Annotated in this window: 16 protein-coding genes and 1 tRNA gene; 1 reads left to right on the forward strand and 16 read right to left on the reverse strand. The window is 70.7% G+C overall.

Going from position 1 to position 20,165, the window contains the following annotated elements; all coding sequences use genetic code 11:
- Positions 1 to 124: 124 nt before the first annotated feature.
- From FNH04_RS19905 to FNH04_RS19930, 6 genes are all read right to left on the reverse strand, one after another.
- A complete protein-coding gene (locus FNH04_RS19905; protein WP_322723336.1) occupies positions 125 to 925 on the reverse strand; it encodes a S16 family serine protease in 801 nt (266 codons plus the stop codon).
- A gap of 201 nt (positions 926 to 1,126) precedes the next feature.
- Positions 1,127 to 1,768, reverse strand: a complete 642-nt coding sequence (locus FNH04_RS19910; protein ID WP_322723337.1) for an IclR family transcriptional regulator — start codon at positions 1,766 to 1,768, stop codon at positions 1,127 to 1,129.
- 419 nt (positions 1,769 to 2,187) lie between these two features.
- The gene (locus FNH04_RS19915) at positions 2,188 to 3,990 is read right to left on the reverse strand and encodes a DEAD/DEAH box helicase (RefSeq protein ID WP_322723338.1); all 1,803 of its coding nucleotides are present in this window, start codon (positions 3,988 to 3,990) and stop codon (positions 2,188 to 2,190) included.
- 129 nt (positions 3,991 to 4,119) lie between these two features.
- Positions 4,120 to 4,488 (reverse strand): type II toxin-antitoxin system death-on-curing family toxin, encoded by a 369-nt coding sequence (locus tag FNH04_RS19920; protein ID WP_152786120.1) that lies wholly within the window; start codon positions 4,486 to 4,488, stop codon positions 4,120 to 4,122.
- Positions 4,488 to 4,685 (reverse strand): hypothetical protein, encoded by a 198-nt coding sequence (locus FNH04_RS19925; RefSeq protein WP_152786122.1) that lies wholly within the window; start codon positions 4,683 to 4,685, stop codon positions 4,488 to 4,490. Before FNH04_RS19925 ends, FNH04_RS19920 begins: the two co-directional genes overlap by 1 nt.
- A 32-nt stretch (positions 4,686 to 4,717) precedes the next feature.
- The gene (locus tag FNH04_RS19930; protein WP_152786124.1) at positions 4,718 to 6,172 is read right to left on the reverse strand and encodes an MFS transporter; all 1,455 of its coding nucleotides are present in this window, start codon (positions 6,170 to 6,172) and stop codon (positions 4,718 to 4,720) included.
- A 260-nt stretch (positions 6,173 to 6,432) separates the two neighbouring features.
- Here FNH04_RS19930 and FNH04_RS19935 point away from each other — a divergent pair.
- A tRNA-Cys gene (locus FNH04_RS19935) sits at positions 6,433 to 6,504 on the forward strand.
- Between the two features lie 18 nt (positions 6,505 to 6,522).
- Here the strand turns inward: FNH04_RS19935 and FNH04_RS19940 are convergent.
- The 10 genes from FNH04_RS19940 to FNH04_RS19985 form a co-directional block, all read right to left on the reverse strand.
- Positions 6,523 to 7,719: an SUKH-4 family immunity protein gene (locus tag FNH04_RS19940; protein ID WP_152786126.1), complete on the reverse strand. Its 1,197-nt coding sequence runs from the start codon at positions 7,717 to 7,719 to the stop codon at positions 6,523 to 6,525.
- A gap of 148 nt (positions 7,720 to 7,867) precedes the next feature.
- Positions 7,868 to 8,512, reverse strand: a complete 645-nt coding sequence (locus tag FNH04_RS19945; RefSeq protein WP_152786128.1) for a hypothetical protein — start codon at positions 8,510 to 8,512, stop codon at positions 7,868 to 7,870.
- A 4-nt stretch (positions 8,513 to 8,516) separates the two neighbouring features.
- On the reverse strand, positions 8,517 to 10,835 hold the full coding sequence (locus tag FNH04_RS19950) for a hypothetical protein (RefSeq protein ID WP_194236743.1): 2,319 nt from the start codon (positions 10,833 to 10,835) through the stop codon (positions 8,517 to 8,519).
- 11 nt (positions 10,836 to 10,846) lie between these two features.
- Positions 10,847 to 11,320, reverse strand: coding sequence for a hypothetical protein (locus FNH04_RS19955; RefSeq protein ID WP_152786130.1), 474 nt, complete (start codon positions 11,318 to 11,320; stop codon positions 10,847 to 10,849).
- Between the two features lie 192 nt (positions 11,321 to 11,512).
- Positions 11,513 to 13,822, reverse strand: coding sequence for a xanthine dehydrogenase family protein molybdopterin-binding subunit (locus tag FNH04_RS19960; protein ID WP_322723339.1), 2,310 nt, complete (start codon positions 13,820 to 13,822; stop codon positions 11,513 to 11,515).
- Positions 13,819 to 15,390, reverse strand: coding sequence for a 2Fe-2S iron-sulfur cluster-binding protein (locus tag FNH04_RS19965; protein ID WP_322723340.1), 1,572 nt, complete (start codon positions 15,388 to 15,390; stop codon positions 13,819 to 13,821). Before FNH04_RS19965 ends, FNH04_RS19960 begins: the two co-directional genes overlap by 4 nt.
- On the reverse strand, positions 15,387 to 16,280 hold the full coding sequence (locus FNH04_RS19970) for an FAD binding domain-containing protein (protein WP_152786132.1): 894 nt from the start codon (positions 16,278 to 16,280) through the stop codon (positions 15,387 to 15,389). Before FNH04_RS19970 ends, FNH04_RS19965 begins: the two co-directional genes overlap by 4 nt.
- A gap of 280 nt (positions 16,281 to 16,560) precedes the next feature.
- Positions 16,561 to 18,243, reverse strand: coding sequence for a beta-N-acetylhexosaminidase (locus FNH04_RS19975; RefSeq protein ID WP_152786142.1), 1,683 nt, complete (start codon positions 18,241 to 18,243; stop codon positions 16,561 to 16,563).
- A 10-nt stretch (positions 18,244 to 18,253) separates the two neighbouring features.
- On the reverse strand, positions 18,254 to 19,126 hold the full coding sequence (locus FNH04_RS19980) for a carbohydrate ABC transporter permease (RefSeq protein WP_194236744.1): 873 nt from the start codon (positions 19,124 to 19,126) through the stop codon (positions 18,254 to 18,256).
- A gap of 5 nt (positions 19,127 to 19,131) precedes the next feature.
- Entirely contained in the window at positions 19,132 to 20,073 is a 942-nt protein-coding gene (locus FNH04_RS19985) for a carbohydrate ABC transporter permease (protein ID WP_407704123.1), read from the reverse strand.
- Positions 20,074 to 20,165 lie beyond the last annotated feature (92 nt).

The following is a 20,165-nucleotide window of genomic DNA, read 5'->3' on the forward strand; positions in this document are numbered from 1 at the left end:
GAGCGCCCTAATAGCGGAGCTATTCGGGCGTTTCGGCAACGCCGCTGGGGGTCCCCCCTGCTCGAAGAGCTTGGGGGAGTGCGTGCCAGGCGTCGCGGGGCAGGCGGGACTTTCGAAACACGCCCTAGCAGCTGGGTACCGAGCCCGTTCCCTTCTCCAGGGCCACGAGGGACTCCACCGTGCTCTTCAGAGTGGTCACCGGGATCAGGCGGAGGCCCTTGGGGAGTTCGGAGCGGGCGTCGGCGCACTCGGCCTTCGGGACCAGGAAGACCGTGGCGCCGTCGCGGTGGGCCGCCTGCGTCTTGAGGGCCACTCCGCCGACCGCGCCGACCTTGCCGGCGGCGTCGATCGTCCCCGTACCCGCGATGACGCGGCCGCCCGTGAGGTCGCCGCCGCTGCCATCCCCCTCCAGCTTGTCGATGATGCCGAGGGTGAAGAGGAGTCCGGCGCTGGGGCCGCCGACATCGGAGAGCTTCAGGGTGACCTTGATGTCGTCGGCGTCCTTGTCGAGGTACGTGAGTGCCGCCTGGGTGGCCGCGTCCTGGGAGGCCTTCATCGTGGCCTCGTTGTGCTCCTGGATCTCCTTGACGTTGTCGCCGCTCGGGTAGACCGCGTCGCGCGGCATCACGGCCCGGTCCGTACGGAACCAGCCGTCGACGACGTCGGGAAGGCTGACGTGCGCGTCCGGGCCCGTCGCCACGATCGTCGTCATCCGCAGCTCCCCGCTCGTCCTGCGCGTGGCCGCCCCGGAGATGGTGATCACCGGGTCGCCCTTGTTCTCGCCGAGGACGTTCGCCGTCATACCGGGCTGCGCCACGGAGAACGGCAGCGGCGCGAACGCCGCCGTGGCGAGCAGGGCCGCGACGGGCGCCGCGCAGACGGCGACGGCCTTGGGGCGCGAGAGGCTGGAGAGGCGATAAGGCACGGGATCAATCTAACGCGCGGGCGACTTCCGGCCAGCGGCCGGGCGGGGGCGGGCAGCCGCTCGCCCCCCTGGTTCCCGGCGGCCGTACGACACCGATCGAGGGGCACCGCCCACTACCCGGACACAGGAACGTCCGGACGCCTTCGACAAGGCCCTCCTGGAGTGGCTCGGTGCCTCCCCGCCCGAGCGGCGCGGTTCCGCTCAGCGCAACGCCTCGGCGACCTCCCGCGCCGCGTCGACCACACGCTGCCCCACCCGTTCCGGTACCGCGTCCGACAGCATCACGACCCCGACGCTGCCCTCGACCCCGGTCACACCGAGCAGGGGAGCCGCGGCCCCACTGGCCCCCGCCTCCACCTCACCTTGCGTCAGGGTGTAGCCGGGCCCCTCGAACGGCTGCTGCCGCGCCGAGAGGATGGCCCGGCCCGCGGCACCCCGGTCCAGGGGGTGCCGGAACCCGGCCCGGTACGCCACGTGGTAGTCCGTCCACGTCGGCTCGACGACCGCGACGGCCAGCGCCTCCGTACCGTCGACGAGGGTCAGATGGGCGGTCGCCCCGATGTCCTCGGCGAGCGACCGCAGCGCGGGCAACGCGGCCTCGCGTACCAGCGGATGCACCTGGCGGCCCAGGCGGAGCACGCCGAGACCGACGCGGGCCCGGCCGCCCAGGTCACGGCGTACAAGAGCGTGCTGCTCCAGGGTGGCGAGCAACCGGTACACGACGGTCCGGTTCACGCCCAGTTTGTTCGAGAGCTCGGTGACGGTCAGCCCGTGATCCGTGTCGGCGAGCAGCTTGAGGACACGCAGTCCCCGGTCGAGCGTCTGGGAGGTCTCCGCGGTCACGACGCCCACTCCTTCGTGGTGAGGGCGGCGGCCTCCTCCGCGGCGGTTGCGTCGCCGGTCCCGTCGGCGACGCGCTTCAGAAGCCGCCGGTCGGCTGGACCCGGAGGTGCTCCGGGCGGAGTCGCTTCACGGCTGCGCTCCGCGGCGGCGCTGCCACGGGGCGTATGCGTGGAGGGACAGTAGCGAGCCGGTTCGCTGAGCGGAAGTCTCCGTCCAGAATCCGGTCATTAACCGGTATAGACTACTCCCCTTTGCCCCGATATACGACGGCGCGCGCATCCCGCACACACACCTCCCCCACGGGGTGCGCACATCCCGTTTCGCACCCTTCGCGACGCACGGAACCACGCGCGACTCCGCCGCGTCGGAGCACCGGCGTGCCACCGCGAGGCGTCGGCGCATCATCGCGCACCTCCACGTCAGCGCATCCGCGTGGCCCACTCCTGCACCTTGGCGATCCGCTGCCGCAGCTGCCCCGCCGTGGCCTCCGCGCTGGGCGGGCCGCCGCACACGCGCCGCACCTCGGTGTGGATCACACCGTGCGGCTTGCCGGACTGGTGGGAGTACGCGCCGACCATGCTGTTGAGCTGCTTGCGCAGCTCAAGGAGCTCCTTGTGCGTGACGACGGGACGCCGGTCGGCCGGCAGCTCCAGAAGGTCGGCCTCCTCCGCGGGCTTCTTGCGGCTGTGCGCGATCTGCCGGGCCTGCCGCTTCTGCAGCAGGAGTTGGACCTGCTCGGGCTCCAGCAGGCCCGGAATGCCCAGGTAGTCCTGTTCCTCCTCGCTGCCCGGGTGGGCCTGCATGCCGAACTCGGCGCCGTTGTACATCACCCGGTCGAACACCGCGTCGGACTCGAGGGCCTCGAAGGGCAGCATGTCCTGGTCGCCGGTGTCCTCGTCCTGCTGCCTCTCGGCCTCCTGGAGGAGCTTCTCCTCCTCGGCGTACGGGTCCTCCTCGCCGCCCTTCTTGGGCTTGTCGAGGACGTGATCGCGCTCGCGCTCCATCTCGTTGGCGAAGGAGAGCAGGTCGGGAACCGTCGGCAGGAAGACGGAGGCGGTCTCGCCGCGCCTCCGGGACCGTACGAAACGGCCGACGGCCTGGGCGAAGAACAGCGGGGTGGAGATGGTGGTGGCGTACACGCCGACCGCGAGGCGGGGCACGTCCACGCCCTCGGACACCATGCGGACGGCGACCATCCAGCGGTCGGTGTTGCCGCTGAACTCGTCGATACGGTCCGAGGCGCCGGAGTCGTCGGAGAGGACCAGGGTCGCCGAGTGGCCGGTGATCTCCCTGATGAGCTTGGCGTACGCGCGCGCCGAGTCCTGGTCGGAGGCGATCACGAGGGCGCCGGCGTCCGGAATGGCCTTGCGGACCTCGGTCAGCCGGTGGTCGGCGGCGCGCAGCACGCTGGGCATCCACTCGCCGCGCGGGTCGAGGGCGGTACGCCAGGCCTGGCTGATGGCGTCCTTGGTCATGGGCTCGCCGAGCCGCGCCTCGATCTCGTCCCCGGCCTTCGTCCGCCAGCGCATGTTGCCGCTGTAGGAGAGGAAGATGACGGGCCGCACGACGTGGTCGGCGAGCGCGTTGCCGTACCCGTACGTGTAGTCGGCGGCCGACCGCCGGATCCCGTCGTTCCCCTCCTCGTACGTCACGAAGGGGATGGGGTTGGTGTCGGACCGGAAGGGCGTACCGGTGAGGGCGAGCCGTCGCGTGGCGGGCTCGAACGCCTCCAGGCAGGCCTCGCCCCAGGACTTGCTGTCACCGGCGTGGTGGATCTCGTCGAGGATGACGAGGGTCTTGCGCTGCTCGACGCGGTTGCGGTGCAGCATGGGGCGTACGCCGACACCGGCGTAGGTGACGGCGACCCCGTGGTACTCCCTGCCGAGCGGCCCCGCGCTGTACTCGGGGTCCAGCTTGATGCCTATCCGCGCCGCCGCCTCGGCCCACTGCTTCTTCAGGTGCTCGGTGGGCGCGACCACGGTCACCTGCTGCACGACGTGGTGGTGCAGCAGCCAGGAGGCGAGCGTCAGCGCGAAGGTCGTCTTCCCGGCGCCGGGCGTCGCCACGGCCAGGAAGTCACGCGGCTGCTCCTGGACGTACTTCTCCATCGCCCCCTGCTGCCAGGCACGCAGCTTGCTGGCGGTACCCCACGGGGCACGGCCGGGGAACGCGGGCGAGAGGTGGTGCGAGTGCGAGGCAGAGCCGGCGGCGGTGGTAGTCACGGTCTCCGGGGGGAAGTATCGAGTTCACGTACGACAACCGGGCCACCTTATCGGTGGCCCGGTCGGCTCAACGCGCGGACTACGCCGGGTCGGGCGTGGATGGGACCGACCTCACAGAAGGCGTCGACATCACCGCGCGAAGCACGGCAGTTGGGCAGCGATCTTGGGAACGTCCAGAGCACCCTGGCAGACGTCCAGCACGAACGTCTCGGCCTCGTCCACGTCGAAGTCGGCGTCCAAGGGATGCCCGTTCATGTGCAGGAAGACCCAGGTCGCGTACCAGGCGAGGCGCTTGTTCCCGTCGACGAGAGCGTGATTGCGGGCGAGTGACTCCATCAGCGCAGCGGCCTTCTGCCAGACGTCCGGGTAGGCATCCTGCCCGAAGACGCTTGACTGAGGTCGCGCCAGAGCGGAGTCCAGGAGCCCGTAGTCACGCACCTCGTCGGCCCCGAGGCGCTTGGCGAGGTTCAGTAGCTCGGGCAGGGTAAGGAAGTGCATCAGGCGAGCCTCTTGTTCAGCTCGGCGCTGGCGTTCAGCACGTGCTCAGCCGCCTCGTTGAACAGCCGCGAATGCTCGTTTATGGCTGAGATCACAGCATCGTGCGCAAAGGCCTGCATGCTGCGCCCCTCCGCCGTCGCGCGCTCGCGCAGTGCGTCCAGCTCTTCATCCGTAAACCGCAGGTTCAGTCCAGCCATGGGACGACGGTACTACGCGGTACCACTCGGTGTCATTCGGAAACCGCACGCAGCCGCGTAGTCACCCAAGCCCCCACCAACGCCACCCCCGCCATCGGCAGGAACACCGCCGCGAACGCCGCCGGATGCGAGCCGGAGGCCTCCATGGCCGTATGCGTGACCGTGCCGCCGCCCAGCGCTGCGAACGCCGCGCCGCCCGCGGCGAGAAGGACGACGTTGGAGAGACCGTCGGAGATCTGGAGGGCGGCGGAGTTGGAGCCGGCCTCCTCGGGACGGGAGAGCTGGAGCAGCAGGACACTGCTCGACGAGATCACCAGCCCCATGCCGAAGCAGCCGAACGCCCACGCCACGGCCACGGTCCACACCGGCACCGCCTCGATCAGCACGCTCGGCGCGGCCGCGATCGACGCCGCGACCACCACCATGCCGGCCGTCATCAACCGCTCCCGGTACGGCTCCACGCGCGGCCTCGACTGCACCCACGACCCCAGCGCCCAGGTCCCCCCGCCCGCCGCCAGCGAGAACCCGGCGAGCGTCGGCGACAGCCCCCGCTGGGTGACCAGCATCAACGGCACGAACGACTCGGCCGCGATGAACGACCCGGCCGCCACCCCGCGCAACAGCACCACGGACGGCAGCCCGCGCGCCGCCCGGTACGTGCCCTTGGGCAACAGCCCGAGCACGGCCGGCACCAGCAGCGCGGCGCCCGCCACGGCGGGGACGGCCGAGAACCACCTCAGGTCCTGCGCCGCGTACTGCAACAGACCCGCGCCCAGCGAGATCCCGAGAGCGAGACGGATACGGCGGCGGTCGAAGGGCCCCGGGTCGGCCCCGTCGGCGGGACCGGACGCCAGACGCCGTATCTGCGGGAGCGCGAGTGCCAGCGGGAACACGACCAGTACCGGGATACCGACGAACACCCAGCGCCAGCCGATGTGTTCGGTCACCGCGCCCGCGGCGAGCGGGCCCACCACGGACGGGATCACCCAGCACGCCGCGAACGCCGCCATGATCGCCGGCCGCAACCGCTCCGGGTACGCCCGCCCCACGACCACGTACAGCGCGACGATCACCAGCCCGCCGCCGAACCCCTGCACGGCCCGGCCGAGAATGAACAGCCACATCGCCCCGGCGGTCCCGGACAGCAGCAGCCCGGCCGCGAAGGCCGCGATACCGGCCGTCAGCGAGCCCAGCGGCCCGCGCCGGTCCGACCACTGCCCGGCCAGCACCATGCCGAACAGGCTCGTCGTGAAGAACGCCGAGAACGCGAACGCGTACACCGCGACCCCGTCCAGCTCCCGGGCCGCGACCGGCATCGCCGTCCCCACGGCCGTCGCCTCGAAGGCGATCAACAGCACGACGGAGACGATGCCGATGCTGAGGGAACGGTACGGCCCCTGGAGCACACCGCCGTCTTCGAGCTCGGATGCCGAGGATGCGGGCGAGGTGTCGACGAGGTCCGTGTCTCGCGGTTCGGGGGTGGTCATGGTCGCCAGCGTAAGAGGCGTCATGGATGTTGGCCCCTGTCCGAAGTCGCCACTCTCACAGGACCTTGGTCGTACGACCATCCGCGAAGACCATTCATGAAGGCCGTTACATGAAGGCTGTTACATAAAGGCCATTCATGAACGGCGTATGGCAGTCCCGTTGCAGCCCCGCCGGTTCCCTTGAGCCCCCGGACTCCCCACGCCTACGGTCGATACATCAAGTCCGGAGCACGCACCACGACACACCACGCTCCTGACCTGGCCGTGTGCCCGAGTGGTTCAGGGAGTCGCCTGCAAAGCGACTTACGCGGGTTCGATTCCCGCCACGGCCTCTGAGTGCGCCGGGGGGCTCACGCGAACAGCGTGCCGGCCGTCCGGTCCTCGAATATGTCCGGCCAGTAGCGCCAGCCGTCGTCGTCCGGGGTCGTCGGGGTTCGGTCGCAGGCGATCGGGTCGACCGCGGCGAGGGTTTCCGTCATCGTGGCGGCCAGGTGTGCGTAGGAGGCCGTCAGGTCGTGTTCCGCGTCGAGCGCCTTCTCCCGGTGGATGAGCCAGACCGTGAACGCGAGTGTCGAGATGTCGGCGTTGAGGGGCCGGAGTGTGCGGTCGGGCTCGCTCCAGCACAGGACCGCTCCCGTGGCGCCGTCGACGACGAGGCTGGTACCGGCCATCAGCGCGCCCAGGCGGATCAACCGGCCGGCTCCCTCGGGGAGTTCGACGGCCGGGAGGCACTCGGGACGTTCCTCCGCGTAGTACTCGGGCAGTGTCGGCAGTGCCACCTCGGTGTCCAGCTGGAACATGAAGCCGTCCTCGGGGAGGCCGACCTCCTTCAGGAAGCGGCGGGTCGGCTCGTGCGAGAGCGTGGAGGGGAAGTCCAGCTCCTCGAAGCGCATGATCTCGCCCGCGCCGAACTCCTCGTCCAGCAGACGGGCGGGGAGGGAGAGGGCGAGGCCGTCGCCCGGGCCGGCGATTCGGGCGAGGGGGCGGATCAGGGCGGCCATCCGCCAGTACGGCGCCACCTCGTCGGCCGAGCCGGATGGTGAGCCGGCGGCGAAGAGTGACGCCAGGTGCGCGGAGGCCGCTGCCACCGGCTTGGGGCCGAAGCGACCCTCGTAGCACGCGAACCGCCCCCGGGACGCGACCAGTTCCTCGGTCGCCTCCGCGAAGCGCAGCAGGGCCTCCAGGGACGGGGCCAGCGGGGACAGGTCCATCGGGCCCGCCGCGCCGGGGAAGGACATCGTCGAGACCTCGCCCGTCGTGCCGTCGAGGACGATCGACTCCAGGTCCCGGTCCAGCGAACGCAGCGAACCGATGACCAGCTGGTCCCGCAGCTCCTGCGCGAGCTGCCCGGCGTCGGCCACCAGCTTCGCCACGCGCCGCAGCCCGGCCCGCTCACGCAGCGCGCCGAAGCCCAGCAGCCTGCTCTCGTACGGCACTCCGGGGCCCGTCAGCCACTGCCGTGTGCCCGCGTGCGTGACGTACGGGCCCAGCTCCTCGTCGGTCAGCGTGATCGTCGCGCTGCCCGACGTCGTCGTACTCGTGCTCATGGCTCCCCCGGCACAGATGTGTCCGTCGCGCTTCCCCCGACCGGGAACGGCCCACCACCGGTGCGGCCGTCCCCACTGCCAAGAACCTTACGCGGCACCACTGACAACGCCCGACCTCCGCGCCGGGCACCGGGGATCCGACCGGGAATCAGGTGAACGACGGCTTGGCGGGCAGCCCTGCGTCGTCCGCGCAACCGAGCTCCTTCGTGAGCGCCAGGGCGACCGAGTGGAGCACGGTCAGGTTCGCCCGCCGCAGCTCCTCGGCATCGCCCTCGGGCTCGTCCCGGTTGAGCAACTCCCCTCGCAGCAGGGCGGGGGAGCTCTCGCTCATCTTCGCACTGCTGCACTCGATGTAGAGGACCGCCTTTCTCGGTGAGGCCAGCGCCTTGCGTCCCATGCCGTAGGTCTTGACTGACGGGGCATCACCGGAAGTCGACAGGAACCGCCCGTCGTCCAGGGAGAATCGCACTCGGATATCGACGAGGGCACTGGTGCCTGACTTGTAGATCAGGCAGGCGTCGCGGTCTTCGAAGGTGCTCCCCGTCTGATAGTCGCTGACGATCTCCTCGGCACCCCGCTTCACGCTGGCCAGGTCCATGGGCTGGAACTCCTTGGTCCCGGTGATGAGCTCCACGGCAGCACCCGCTTTCGCCGAGAGGTTTCCCTCGCAGAGGTCTGCGGCCTTCACCGGCTGTTTGTCCGAGGAGTCCTCGTTCCCGCCACCGCACCCGACGAGCAGGACGGCCACGGCCAGAAGAGCCCCCGGACGCCAGGCCCTGCGGGACCATCCCATCCTTCTAGTCCCCTGTCTGCGGGTGCTGGCCCTGCTCCGTCGCACGTGCCGTTCCGCTGTCGTAGCCACTGAGCCATGCTTCCTCTAGATCCTGGCCGAAGTCGCTGTTGCTCCGGTCGATTCCGTTCCGGAGTATGAACTGCTTCATGGGGATTTCGGCGTTGTGCTCACCGGCGAAGTAAATGGCCGCTCGCTGCTCATGAGTGTCCTCCCCGCTGTCCTGCTGGTTGGACTCGGCCCAGTCGCCGACGACGTTGCCGAGCATCTGCTCCACCATCCCGGTACCCGCGTCCGTGGCCACGGGAATGAGTGTGGCCGCCACACCCGCGGCCGCCACCGGCGGCAGGAACGCGGCACCGGCGGCCACGCCGACCCCGACGCCGAACTCGATCCAGCCGGCCCTCTTCTCGAGGGCCTTGTTGTACTCCTCGTCCTTCTTGACGTTCTCCGCGGTGACCTGGTCCGCCCGGGACTGGTCGAGCAACCCCTGCACGTGTGCGCCAGTACGCACCGCCTCGCGTGCCGCGGGCTCATTGATCGTCCCGTCCTCGGACACCTGCGCGCCCAGGACACTCGACGTGTAGACCCTCTCCGCCAAGGAGACCTCGGCGTAGGCGTCCGGATGCTGGCCCAGAGCAGTCAGGAAGTTGCGCGCACCATCACGCCCGAATTGCGCATGCCCGTCGTAATTATCGGACGGTGCGTAAATGCTGTCCGACGCGTTCTCGTTCAGCGCCCAGTTGATGTCGTCCACATAACCGGCACCCATCCGCCCCAGACTGTCGGAGAGCACCTCCTGCTTCTTGAGCAGCGCGGCGTCGTTGCCGTACGTCTCGACGACCTGCTCCATGATCTGGGCGCTCTTCTCGTCGCGTACGAGCTGAGGTGTCGGGTCGTCGTAGGCGTGCCCGAGCGTCGCCGCCTCCAAAGCGTGCCCGAACGAGTCGTTGACGTAGGTGAAGGCCTTCTCCGCGTCGTCCGGGGCGTGGCCGACGATGTCCGGGAACATCTCGTACTCGTCGTTGGCGAAGTAGTCGAGGTAGTTCGTGATCGGGTGGCCGTCCTTGTCCTTGCCCAGGTCGGGGGCGCCGCTCTTGAGCGTCCCGTCCTCGTTGTAGGCCTTCGGATCGGCGGTGAAGAACTCCTTGGCGGCCTCCGGGCTGTGCCCGAGCGCTTCGAGCATGCCGGTGACGGGGTCGAATCCGGCGCCGTTCTTGCCCGACGGGTTGAACGGGTGCATGTCCCCCGTCCCGATCCCGAACTTCGAGTCGGCGAACATGTACGGGTCCTTCTGGTGCAGCTGGACCACGTGTTCCGCGATCGGGTTCAGGAACCTCTTGTCGTACTCGCCGTACCGCATGATCCCGCCGAGCAGCTGATAGCCGTACGGGGGGTTCTGGTCGTACTTCACCATCGGGATGCGTTCCGTGCCGAGCTTGCGGAACTCGTCCGTCCAGCTCGCCGGGAGGTGCGTCCTGTTGTCGGGGTCCGTGGCCGACGCGAGCGCCGTGCCGAGGTTTCGCTGGAGCTCCTGGGTCATGGTCTGGCGGGCCTTGTCGCCATCGCCGTACACGTTGTCGATGGACATGTGGCCGAAGAACTCCAGGGCCTGCTTCGGGCCGCCGAGGCCCTGGTAGAAGGCCGTGGAGAAGTCCGAGTCCTTCGCGTTGTACTTCATGAGCCGGTTGAGCTCGGCGAACTCCTTGTCCGTCATCTCCGGTCCGCGCTTGGCGATTTCGACCGCTCGCTCGGACTGGGCGTCGTCAAGGGAGTCGTAGTTCTTGTGGCCGAAGTTGACCGGGTCCTTGCCGTGGGCCTTCGACAGGGCGCTGGTGACGGAGGCGTCGATCTCCATGGCGTTGCCCGTGAGGCGGGCGACGCGGTCGGCTATCGACTGGGCGGAGTTGATCTGTTCCTGGGTACGTTCGTCGCTGTCGCCGCGGACGTGCGGGAAGAACCAGCGGACCTGGCCGTCGCCGATGTCCTCGATCCGTATCCCGAGGGCTTCGGCGTCCTGGAGCGCGGTCTTCATCTTCTTCTGGACCTCGGTGAGGTCCTTGTGCGCGTCGCTGATGAGACGGTGGATCGTCTGCGCCTGGGCGTGGGCGTCGGTGAACTCCTTGGCCACCTTCTTCACGAAGTCGCGGGTCACGGTCGCGTTGACCCCGGCCCAGCGGGCGCCCTCCGACTTCGCCAGCATGCCCTTCTCGGCGCTCGACGCGAGTTTTCCGAGGTCGTCGACCGCCTTCTTCCAGTCGGCCACGGCCGTGCCGAGCTTGCCGAGGTCGACCTCGGCGACGTCCTTGTGGGTGAGGGTGGCCACAGCTCCGGTCCCTACTTGTAGTACTTGTCGAGCTCGGACACGGATATGGCCTGACCGACCCGGTTGCGCACCGTCGCGGCGATCTCGGCGTCGTCGTTGGCGTGCTGTGCCTTCGAGTAGTTCAGGTGGTTGGAGATGTGGGCGCAGGACTGCAGCAGGTGCTTGAGCTGGCTGTCCCACATCGAGACGGTGGTCACGAGCTCGGAGCCGAGGGCGAAGCTGTGGCTCTTGAGGGCCGCGCCGGCCTGCATCGTGGAGCCCGAGCCGTCCTTGTCCATCCCCATACCGGCGATGTCGGCCTGGTTCCTGAGCTGGTCGTGCAGGATGAACGCCTCATGGCCGACCGCGCCGAGGTCGTCCTGGTTCACCCTCAGGTCCTGGCTGCCACCGCCGCCGCCCTCCGTCGGGACCTTGTTGAGGCGCATCCCGGTGGACGACTTCGCGGCCGCCTCGGATTTGAGCTGTTCCCACTCGTCCCACGCCATGGTCGCGTGTTCCTCCCCCGTCGAGCCACGCCCGTGTCACCGGGCGTCTGCGTTCCGGGGATCTTAGTCACATCGCCTGTGCGCCATAAGAGTTGACCGCCAATCGTTCACAAGGTGGCACCCTGATCTTCAAGCGCGCGGCTGCCGGTCGCGCGCTTCCACGCGGCCTACGGCCACCGGCCTCGGGCCGCCTCAGGCCCCGCTGACCACCACCGCCGCCTGCGGCCGGATCGGCAGGCGGTTGACGGGGCGGCCCGTCGCCGCGCGGACCGCCGAGGCGATCGCGGCGGGGGACGTCACGACCGGTACGGCGCTGACGGCCTTCGCGCCGAAGGGGGCCACGACGTCGCGCTCCTCGACGAGCTTGACGATACGGATGTCGGGGGCGTCCAGGGCCGTCGGAAGCGCGTACCCCGTCAGGTCGGGATGGCGGATCAGACCGCGGGCCGTGCGGAGGTTCTCCGTGAGGGCCGCGCCGACACCCTGGGTGACGCCCGCCTCGATACGGGCGGCGAGTTGCGCGGGGTTGAGTACCCGGCCCACGTCCTGGGCGACGGCGATTTCCACGACCCGTACCGAGCCCAGCTCGATGTCGACGTCCACGACCGCGCGGACCGCGCAGAACGCCATGCCCACGAAGGCGTCGCCCTGGCCGGCGCCGTCGAGCGGTTCGGTCGGGTGGGGGCGGCACTGGGCTGTGGCCCACAGCTCCTTGCCGTCCAGCGCCTCGGTGACGGTGGTGGACAGGACGCCGTCGTACGACGTGATCTTGCCGTCGGCGATCTGGAGCAGCTCGGTGGACATGCCGAACTTGTGCGCCAGGGGTTGCAGGAGCTGGGTGCGGACCATCTTCGCCGCGCGTTCGACCGCGCCGCCGGACACCCAGGTGTGGCGGCCGCGGCAGCCCGCGCCCGCGGGAGGCTGGTCGGTGTCGACCGGTGCCACGTGCACCTCGTCGATGCCGAGCGTCTCCTGGACGATCTGCCGGGCCAGCGTCGAGAAGCCCTGGCCCGTCTCCACGGCCGCGCACAGGACGGTGGCCACGCCGTCGTGGACCTTCACCGTGGCCGTCGAGACCTCGTCCGCGCCCTCGGCGCCCAGCATGTGCACCATGCCGAGTCCGTAGCCCACACCCCGGCGGACCGCGCCCGGTTCGCCCGCGCCCTCGGGGCCCCCGGGGAGCAGCCAGTCCTCTTCGGGTGTGTCCTTGGGGAGCGCGGGCAGCGGGAAGTCCCGTACGGCCTCCAGGAGTTCGGCGACCGGGGCCGGGCAGGTCACCGACTGGCCGGTCGGCAGGACGTCCCCGGTGGACATGACGTTGCGCATGCGCAGTTCGGCGGGATCCACGCCCAGCTTCTTGGCCAGCTTGTCCATCTGGGCCTCGTACGCCGCGCAGACCTGCATGGCGCCCTCGCCGCGCACATGGCCCGACGGGGGGTTGTTGGTGCGTACGGCCCAGCCCTCGATGAAGGCGTTCGGGACGACGTACGGGCCGCAGGCGAAGGCCACGGCCGCGGCCAGCGCCTCGGAGGACGTGTCCGCGTACGGGCCCGCGTCCAGCAGGATCTGTGCCTCGACCTTCACCAGCCGGCCCTCGGCGTCCGCGTGGTGGCGGTAGCGCAGGAGGGTGGGGTGGCGGTGGACATGGCCCAGGAAGGACTCCTCGCGGGTGGCGGTGAGCTTGACCGGGCAGCCGGTCTTCAGCGCCAGCAGGCCGAGCGGGAGCTGGAAGCCGTGGTCCTCGCGGTCGGCGGTGGCTCCGGGCACGCCCGTGACGACGACCTTCACGCGGTCGCGCTCCAGACCGAAGGCGGCGGCGGCCGCGTCGCGGTCGGTGTGCGGGTCGGTGGAGGCGACGTACAGCTCGACACCGCCGTCGGGGCGGGGCACGGCCAGACCGGCCTCGGCGCCGATGGGGGCCGGGTCGTGGCGGCCGATGCGGTACAGGCCCTCCACGACGATGTCGCCGAGGGCGTCGGGGTCGCCGTGGCGCAGCGGGATATGGCGGATCAGGTTGCCGTCGGGGTGCAGGGGCTCGGCCTCGAAGGCCTGCTCCGGGTCGGTCACCGGGTCGAGCACCTCGTACTCGACGATGACGGCGGCCGCGGCCATGCGCGCGGTGTCCGGGTGGTCGGCGGCGACGGCGGCGATGGGCTCCCCGTGGTGCCGTACGACCTCGGAGGCGAACACGGGCCGGTCGGCCTGGCCGCGGCCGTGCAGCGGGGTGCCCGGCACGTCCTCGTGGGTGACGACGGCCCGGACACCGGGCATCTCGCGCGCGTGGGAGGTGTCGATGGACACGATGCGCGCGTGCGGGTGCGGGGAGCGCAGTACGGCGGCCCACAGCAGGCCCTCGGCCCACAGGTCGGCCGCGTACGGGAAGGTGCCCTCGGTCTTGGCGCGGGCCTCCGCGGACGGCAGGGGCGCGCCGAGGCCGTGCGGCAGCTGCTCGGGGGCCGGCCCGGCCTCCGACGGGGTCGCGGTGGCGGCTTCGTTGGTCACGCCTGACCTCCTCCGTCCTGGCCGTACGACTGGTCATGGTGCCCCGGGGAGCGTCCCTGTGGGTCGTACCCGGAAGGGTCCTCGAACGCCGCCGGGTTGACGCCGCCCGCTCCGGGGCCCGCCTGGTGCGGGATGCGCGCCTCCTCAGCCTCCGGCGAGGACTCGGCCTTGCCGTGCGCCTCGCGCTCGGCGACGACCTCGCGCACGGCCTCCACGACGCCCCGGTAGCCGGAGCAGCGGCACAGGTTGCCGCACAGGGCCGCGCGGGTCTCCAGCTCGGTCGGGGCGGGGTTGCCCTCCAGCAGGTCGTGCACGGTCATGGCCATGCCCGGAACGCAGAAGCCGCACTGCACCGCGCCGCATCTGGCGAGTGCCCGCTGCACGTCGGAGGGCCGGCCGTCGGTGGCGAGCCCCTCGACCGTACGGACCTCGCTGCCTGCGGCGGTGACGCCGGGCACCAGGCAGGACGCCACGAGCCGCCCGTCGACCTGCACGTTGCAGGCGCCGCACTCGCCCTGCGAGCAGCCGTCCTTGGCTCCCGCCAGGCCCAGCCGCTCGCGCAGCACGTAGAGCAGCGACTCGCCGATCCAGGCGTCGGCGACCGGCCGGTCGATGCCGTTCACCCGCAGGACGTACGAGGCGAGGGGGTGGTCGTCGAACAGGGGCGCGGCGGGCTCGTCCGACGGTTCCTCGGAGGCTTCGTCGGCGGAGGCGGCGCCGGGCCGGTCGTCGGCCGGCGCGTCCCCGTCGGCCGGGGTGTCCTCCGGGCCGGGGGCGCCGGAGGCTTCACGGGAGGCCGTGCCGGTCCGCCCGGTGGGCTCCTGGGCGGCCTCAGGGGCCCCGCCGGCGGCCTCGGCGGACGATTCCGCGTACGGATCGGGCATCGGCTCCCCGGACGCCTCAGCGGGCGCGTCAGACGCTCCGGGCGCGGGTGCCTCCGGCGCGTGCCGCTCGGCCGTTCCGCCGTGGGTGTGCTCCTCGGGGCGCGCGGGCGGCGCCGTCCACGCGGTGCCGATCGCCTCCGTCGCCCAGGGCGCGGGGGCGCCCCCGGGGAGCGTGGCCGGAGGGGTCCCGCCCCACTGCTCGACGAGCGACGACGCGCTGAACTCGCCCGACTCGTCCGGGAGATCGCCTCCGGCGACGGGGATCGACCACTGCCCGGTCACGTCGTGCCCGGGTGCCGCGTCGGCGCCCTCCTGACGGGTGACGTTCTCGAAGGTCCACTGGCCGGTGGCGCCCGGGTTGTACGTGAACGTGTGCTGCTCGGTGCCCTGGGGCACGACGTTCGGGTCGGGCCACTGCGCGCCCTCGGCGGGTGCCGCCCAGGTGCCCGTGGCGGCCGGGTCGGTGCCGGCGTCCGTGCCGGGCGCGACCGTTATCTGCGGGGGGACGTAGCCGTGTCCGGGCGCGGCGAGCGGGCTGTCCGAGGCCAGCAGCGCGTCGATGCCCCCTTCGGGGAGCTGGACGAACGCGGTGGCGCCGTCGTCGTAGTCCCCTTGGGGCAGCCGCTCCCAGCCGCCGTGCGCGCCCTGCGGGGGCGTGCCCTCTCCGTGCTGGTCGTCGGTCACGACAGTGCCCTCCCCAGTGCTCGTCGGGCCAGGACGGCGACAGTGCGCCGCAGTTGCTGTACGGCGGGCGGAAGCGGTGCCACGGAGCCGTCACCCTCGGGGGCCGGGTCGGGGATGCAGGCGGCCGAGACGTACTCCCCGAAGGCGTGCAGCGCCTCCTGGGCGAGGGTGCGCTCGCCGTCCCAGTCGATCAGCCGACCGACCCACGCCTCGGCGTCCAGGGGCCTGAGCGGCATCGGCGCTATGGCTCCGACGGCGCACCGCACCCCGCGCCGGGCAGGGTCGAGGACGACCGCCACGGACGCGGTGGCGCGCCCGGGGCCGGTGCGTCCGGTGGCCTTCAGGAAGACCTGCGGCGCGTGCAGCAGCGGCACGCGAACGTACCCGATGAGTTCACCGGAGCGCAGCATCTCCACGCCGGCCAGGAGGTGCGAGACGGGGATCTCGCGGCGGGCTCCGCCCGGGCCCGCGATGATCAACGTCGCCTCCAGGGCAGCCAGTACGGGCAGCGCGTCCCCGGTGTGGGAGGCCGTCGCGATGTTGCCGCCCAGGGTGCCCGCGTTGCGGATCTGCGGCGGGCCCGCGGCCCTCGCGGCCGCCGCGAGGGCCGGGATGAGGGCCGCGAAGTCGGGGCGCCCCATGCGTGCGTGTGTGAGGCCCGCGCCGAGCAGCGCGTGGCCGTCCTGGTACTGCCAGCCGCGGATCTCGCTGATCCGGCCGAGACCGACGAGCGCGGCGGGCCTGAGCTGCCCGGAGTTGACCGCGGCCATCAGGTCCGTGCCACCGGCCACGGGGACGGCGGCGGGCATGGCGGCCAGTGCCGCCACGGCCTCGTCCAGCGAGCCGGGCAGCGTCACGGCCTGCGCCGCCTGCGGTGCGTGCGTGGTCAAAACCGGCTGCCCCTTCCCGCTGCCCCACCTGGTCCCACCTGTGCTGCCGTACGGTACGTGCTGACAGGGCGGACGTGGCAACTCTGGCACATTCTCGCGAGACCCGAACGCGGGGGTCCGCTAGGAGGCATTCGCCCACCTCACCACGGGGATGGCCCGCTTTCCTCCGGCATCGCACGTATGCGCACCTTGCCACTCTTCGGTGCTTCTTACGGGCCTTTTTCCTTGTGGGGCCGCGTTTCCAGGGCGTACGTCCGGGTTGTACCGCTTCGGGGTCACCTCACACGTTCGGCGGCGCCCCGTCGATCGGGCGTCCGAGAACACCGGGGCGTCGCTGCCACGGTCGTGGCCCAGCCGGAGGCCGGTAGGCCACTCCCAGGGCGTCGAGCCGGCCGTAGTGGGCGGTCATCCGGCGCTCGAAGTCCGCGAAGTCCCGTTCGGCCGGGGCGGGCAGGGAACTCCAGGCGACCTCGGCGAAGGCCGCGAGGCGGGGAAACGCCTGGTAGTCCACGCGCGCGGAGTCCTCCATCACCTCGGTCCACAGGTTGGCCTGGGTGCCCAGCACGTGCCGCGCCTCATCGGGCGTCAGCTCCGGTGGAACCGGCTCGAAGCGGTAGACGTCCTCCAGGGTGCGGACGTAGCCGATGGGCACCGGCTCGTCGGCGCCGCCGTGCTGCCGGTGGTCCAGGTAGACCTGCTGCTCGGGGCACATCACCACGTCGTGGCCCGCGCGGGCGGCCGTGATCCCGCCTGCGTAGCCGCGCCAGGAGGACACCGCGGCACCCGGCGCGAGGCCGCCCTCCAGGATCTCGTCCCATCCGATCAGGCGACGCCCGCGCGCGGTCAGCCAGTTGTCGAAGTGGCGGACGAACCACGACTGGAGCTCGTCCTCGTCCGCGAGCCCGAGCTCCTTGATGCGCGCCTGGGCGACGGGCGACTGCCGCCACTGGTCCTTGGCGCACTCGTCGCCGCCGATGTGGACAAACGCCGAGAACGCCGAGAACGCCGGGAACGCCGGGAACCCTGAGCCCCCCGAGGACCCGGCGGCGTCGGCCGGAAAGAGCCCGAGCACTTCCTCGAACACGTCCTCGTAGAACCGGAGGGTGTTGTCAGTGGGGGCGAGTACGTTTTTGGAGATGCCCCAGCTGTCCCAGACCCGCAGGGAGGTCGTGTCGATGACGTCGGTGTTGCCGAGTTCCGGATACGCGGCGATGGCGGCCTGCGAGTGGCCCGGGATGTCGATCTCGGGCACGACGGCGATATGCCGCTCGGCGGCGTACGCGACGATCTCGCGGATGTCGTCCTGCGTGTAGTAACCCCCGTGCGGCTTCTCCTCCCACAGGGGTGAGGCGCGATGGCCGAATTTCGTGCGCGCGCGCCAGGAGCCGGTCTCGGTGAGCTTCGGGTACCGCTCGATCTGGATGCGCCAGCCCTGGTCGTCCGTCAGGTGGAAGTGGAAGACGTTGAGTTTGTGCGCGGCCATCAGATCCAGATAGCGCAGGACGCCGTCCTTGGGCATGAAGTGGCGGGCGACGTCGAGCATGAGGCCGCGCCAGGGAAAGCGGGGGGCGTCCTCGATGACCTGGTGCGGGATTCCGTAGGTGAGCCCGGGGCGGACGGGGGCACGGCGGAAGGCGTCGGGGCCGAGCAGCTGACGCAGCGTCTGGGCGCCCCAGAACACCCCGGCCGCGCCGCCTCCCCGGATCTCGACGCCCCGGCCGGCGATCACGCTCAGCCGGTACGCCTCCGGCTCCAGCGTGTCGTCGAGGCGCAGTCGTACGGCGCCCGGGGCGTCCTCCGGTCCGGGTGGCAGCGGCAGTCCGAGGGCCACGCCGAGGGTGGAGCGCAGCCACCTTTCCGTGGCCTCCGTGCCCGGCGCGGCCCACAGGGTGGTGTCCGCACCGATCGGTACCTCGGGGCGCGCGGAGCCCTCGACGGCACGGGGAGCAGGGATCAGATCCATGTCGTTCACGTCAGTCCTTGACCGCTCCGCCCAGTCCGGAGACCAGCCGTCGCTGTACGAGTACGAAGAAGACCAGCACCGGAATCGTCATCACCGTGGACGCCGCCATCACGCCGCCCCAGTCGGGCTCCTCCGGCTTGTAGAAGACGAGCAGGGCCATCGGAAGGGTCGACTGGGAGGTGTCGCTGATGATGAACGACTTGGCGAACAGGAAGTCGTTCCAGGCCGAGATGAAGGAGAAGACACTCGTGGCGACCAGCCCGGGGAAGACGAGCGGGAAAAGGATCTGCCACAGGAATCGGGTACGGCTCGCCCCGTCGAGGTACGCCGCCTCCTCCAGCGCCTCCGGGACGGCCTTCACAAAACCCCTCAGCATCCAGATCGCGAAGGGCAGCGAGAAGGCGATGTGCGGCAGGATCAGCGAGCCCAGGGTGTTGAGTTGGCCGAAGTCCCGCATGAGGAAGAAGAGGGGAATCGTCAGCGCCTCGACAGGCACCATCTGCGCCACCAGGAACATGATCAACAAGGTGGTGCGGAAACGGAAGCGGAATCGGGTGACGGCGGTCGCCGCGAGAAACGCGATGAGCGCCGAGGCTACGACCACCGAGCAGGCGACGACGAGACTGTTGAGGAAGTAACGGCCGAATTCCTGCTGTTCGAACACGCGCCGGAAGGAATCCAGGCTGGGCGAGAGCGTCCAGGGGCGGGGCTCCGACGACTCGATCTCCCCGGCGGGTTTGAAGGCGCCGAGGACCATCCAGTAGAGCGGGAACGCCACGACGAGCGCGATGACGAGCGCGGACGCCTCCGCGGCGAGCCGCCAGGGGCGCCGTACGAAACGGCGGGCAGAAACCTTCCTTCGAACGGAACTCAAAGAAGTCAAGGAACTCACAGCTCCTCCCCCTGCCTGCGCAGCAGCCGCAGATGGACCAGTGTGATCGCCAGCAGGATCAGCAGCATGATCACGCCGATCGCCGAGCCGAGGCTGTACTGGGAGGACGCGAACGCCTTCTGGTAGGCGTACACGTTCAGTACGAGGTTCTGGCGGGCGATGCCGCCGCCGTTCGTCATGACGTAGATCTGTGTGAAGACCTTGAAGTCCCAGATGACCGACTGGATGGTGACGACGGTCAGGATCGGGCGCAGCATCGGTGCGAGCACGGACCGCCAGGTCCGCCACTGCGAGGCGCCGTCCAACGCGGCGGCCTCCAGGACCTCGGACGGTACGGCGCGAATGCCCGCGTACACCGTCACCATCACGAACGGGAACGAGCACCACACCACTTCGAGCAGGACGAGGAAGAAGGCGCTGTACCGCCCGTACGTCCACGAGTGGTCGCCGAGCCCGAGGACGCGGTTGACGGGCCCGAAGTCCGGGTCGAACAGGAACAGCCACACGGTCGACCCGGTGATGGCCGGAGTCGCCCACGCCCCGAGCGCGGCCAGCATCAACACGAGCCGCGGCACGGCCCGTACACGTGTCAGAAGCACCGCGAGAGCGCACCCGACGGCCAGGGTGGACACGACACAGGCGGCGGCGAAGAGCACGGTGGCGAGCAGCACCTGCCAGAACTCGGGGTCCTGGAGGAGTACCGCGTAGTTCCCGAACCCCTGAAAGGTGGTCGGCTGCCCGCCGCTGACCTGGGCCTGGGTGTACTCCAGAAAGGAGATCAGCCCCAGCTGGTAGATCGGATAGACGAGCAGGCCACCGAGCACGACGAGCGCGGGAGCGAGATAGAGCCAGGGGGGCCGACCGCCGCGCCCCCGGGCCGCTCCAGTGGGGTGTCGCCGGCGCTCGCGCCCCTCCCCGGCCGACCGGCCACGCCGCACGACGTGACCGGCCACGGCGCCGGAACGGAAGGCTCCGACGGGACGGGGCCCTACCGGCTCCGCCGTCCCCACAGCGGACTGGGACGGGCCCC

The sequence above is a fragment of the Streptomyces phyllanthi genome, assembly GCF_009377205.1.
GTDB lineage: Bacteria > Actinomycetota > Actinomycetes > Streptomycetales > Streptomycetaceae > Streptomyces > Streptomyces phyllanthi.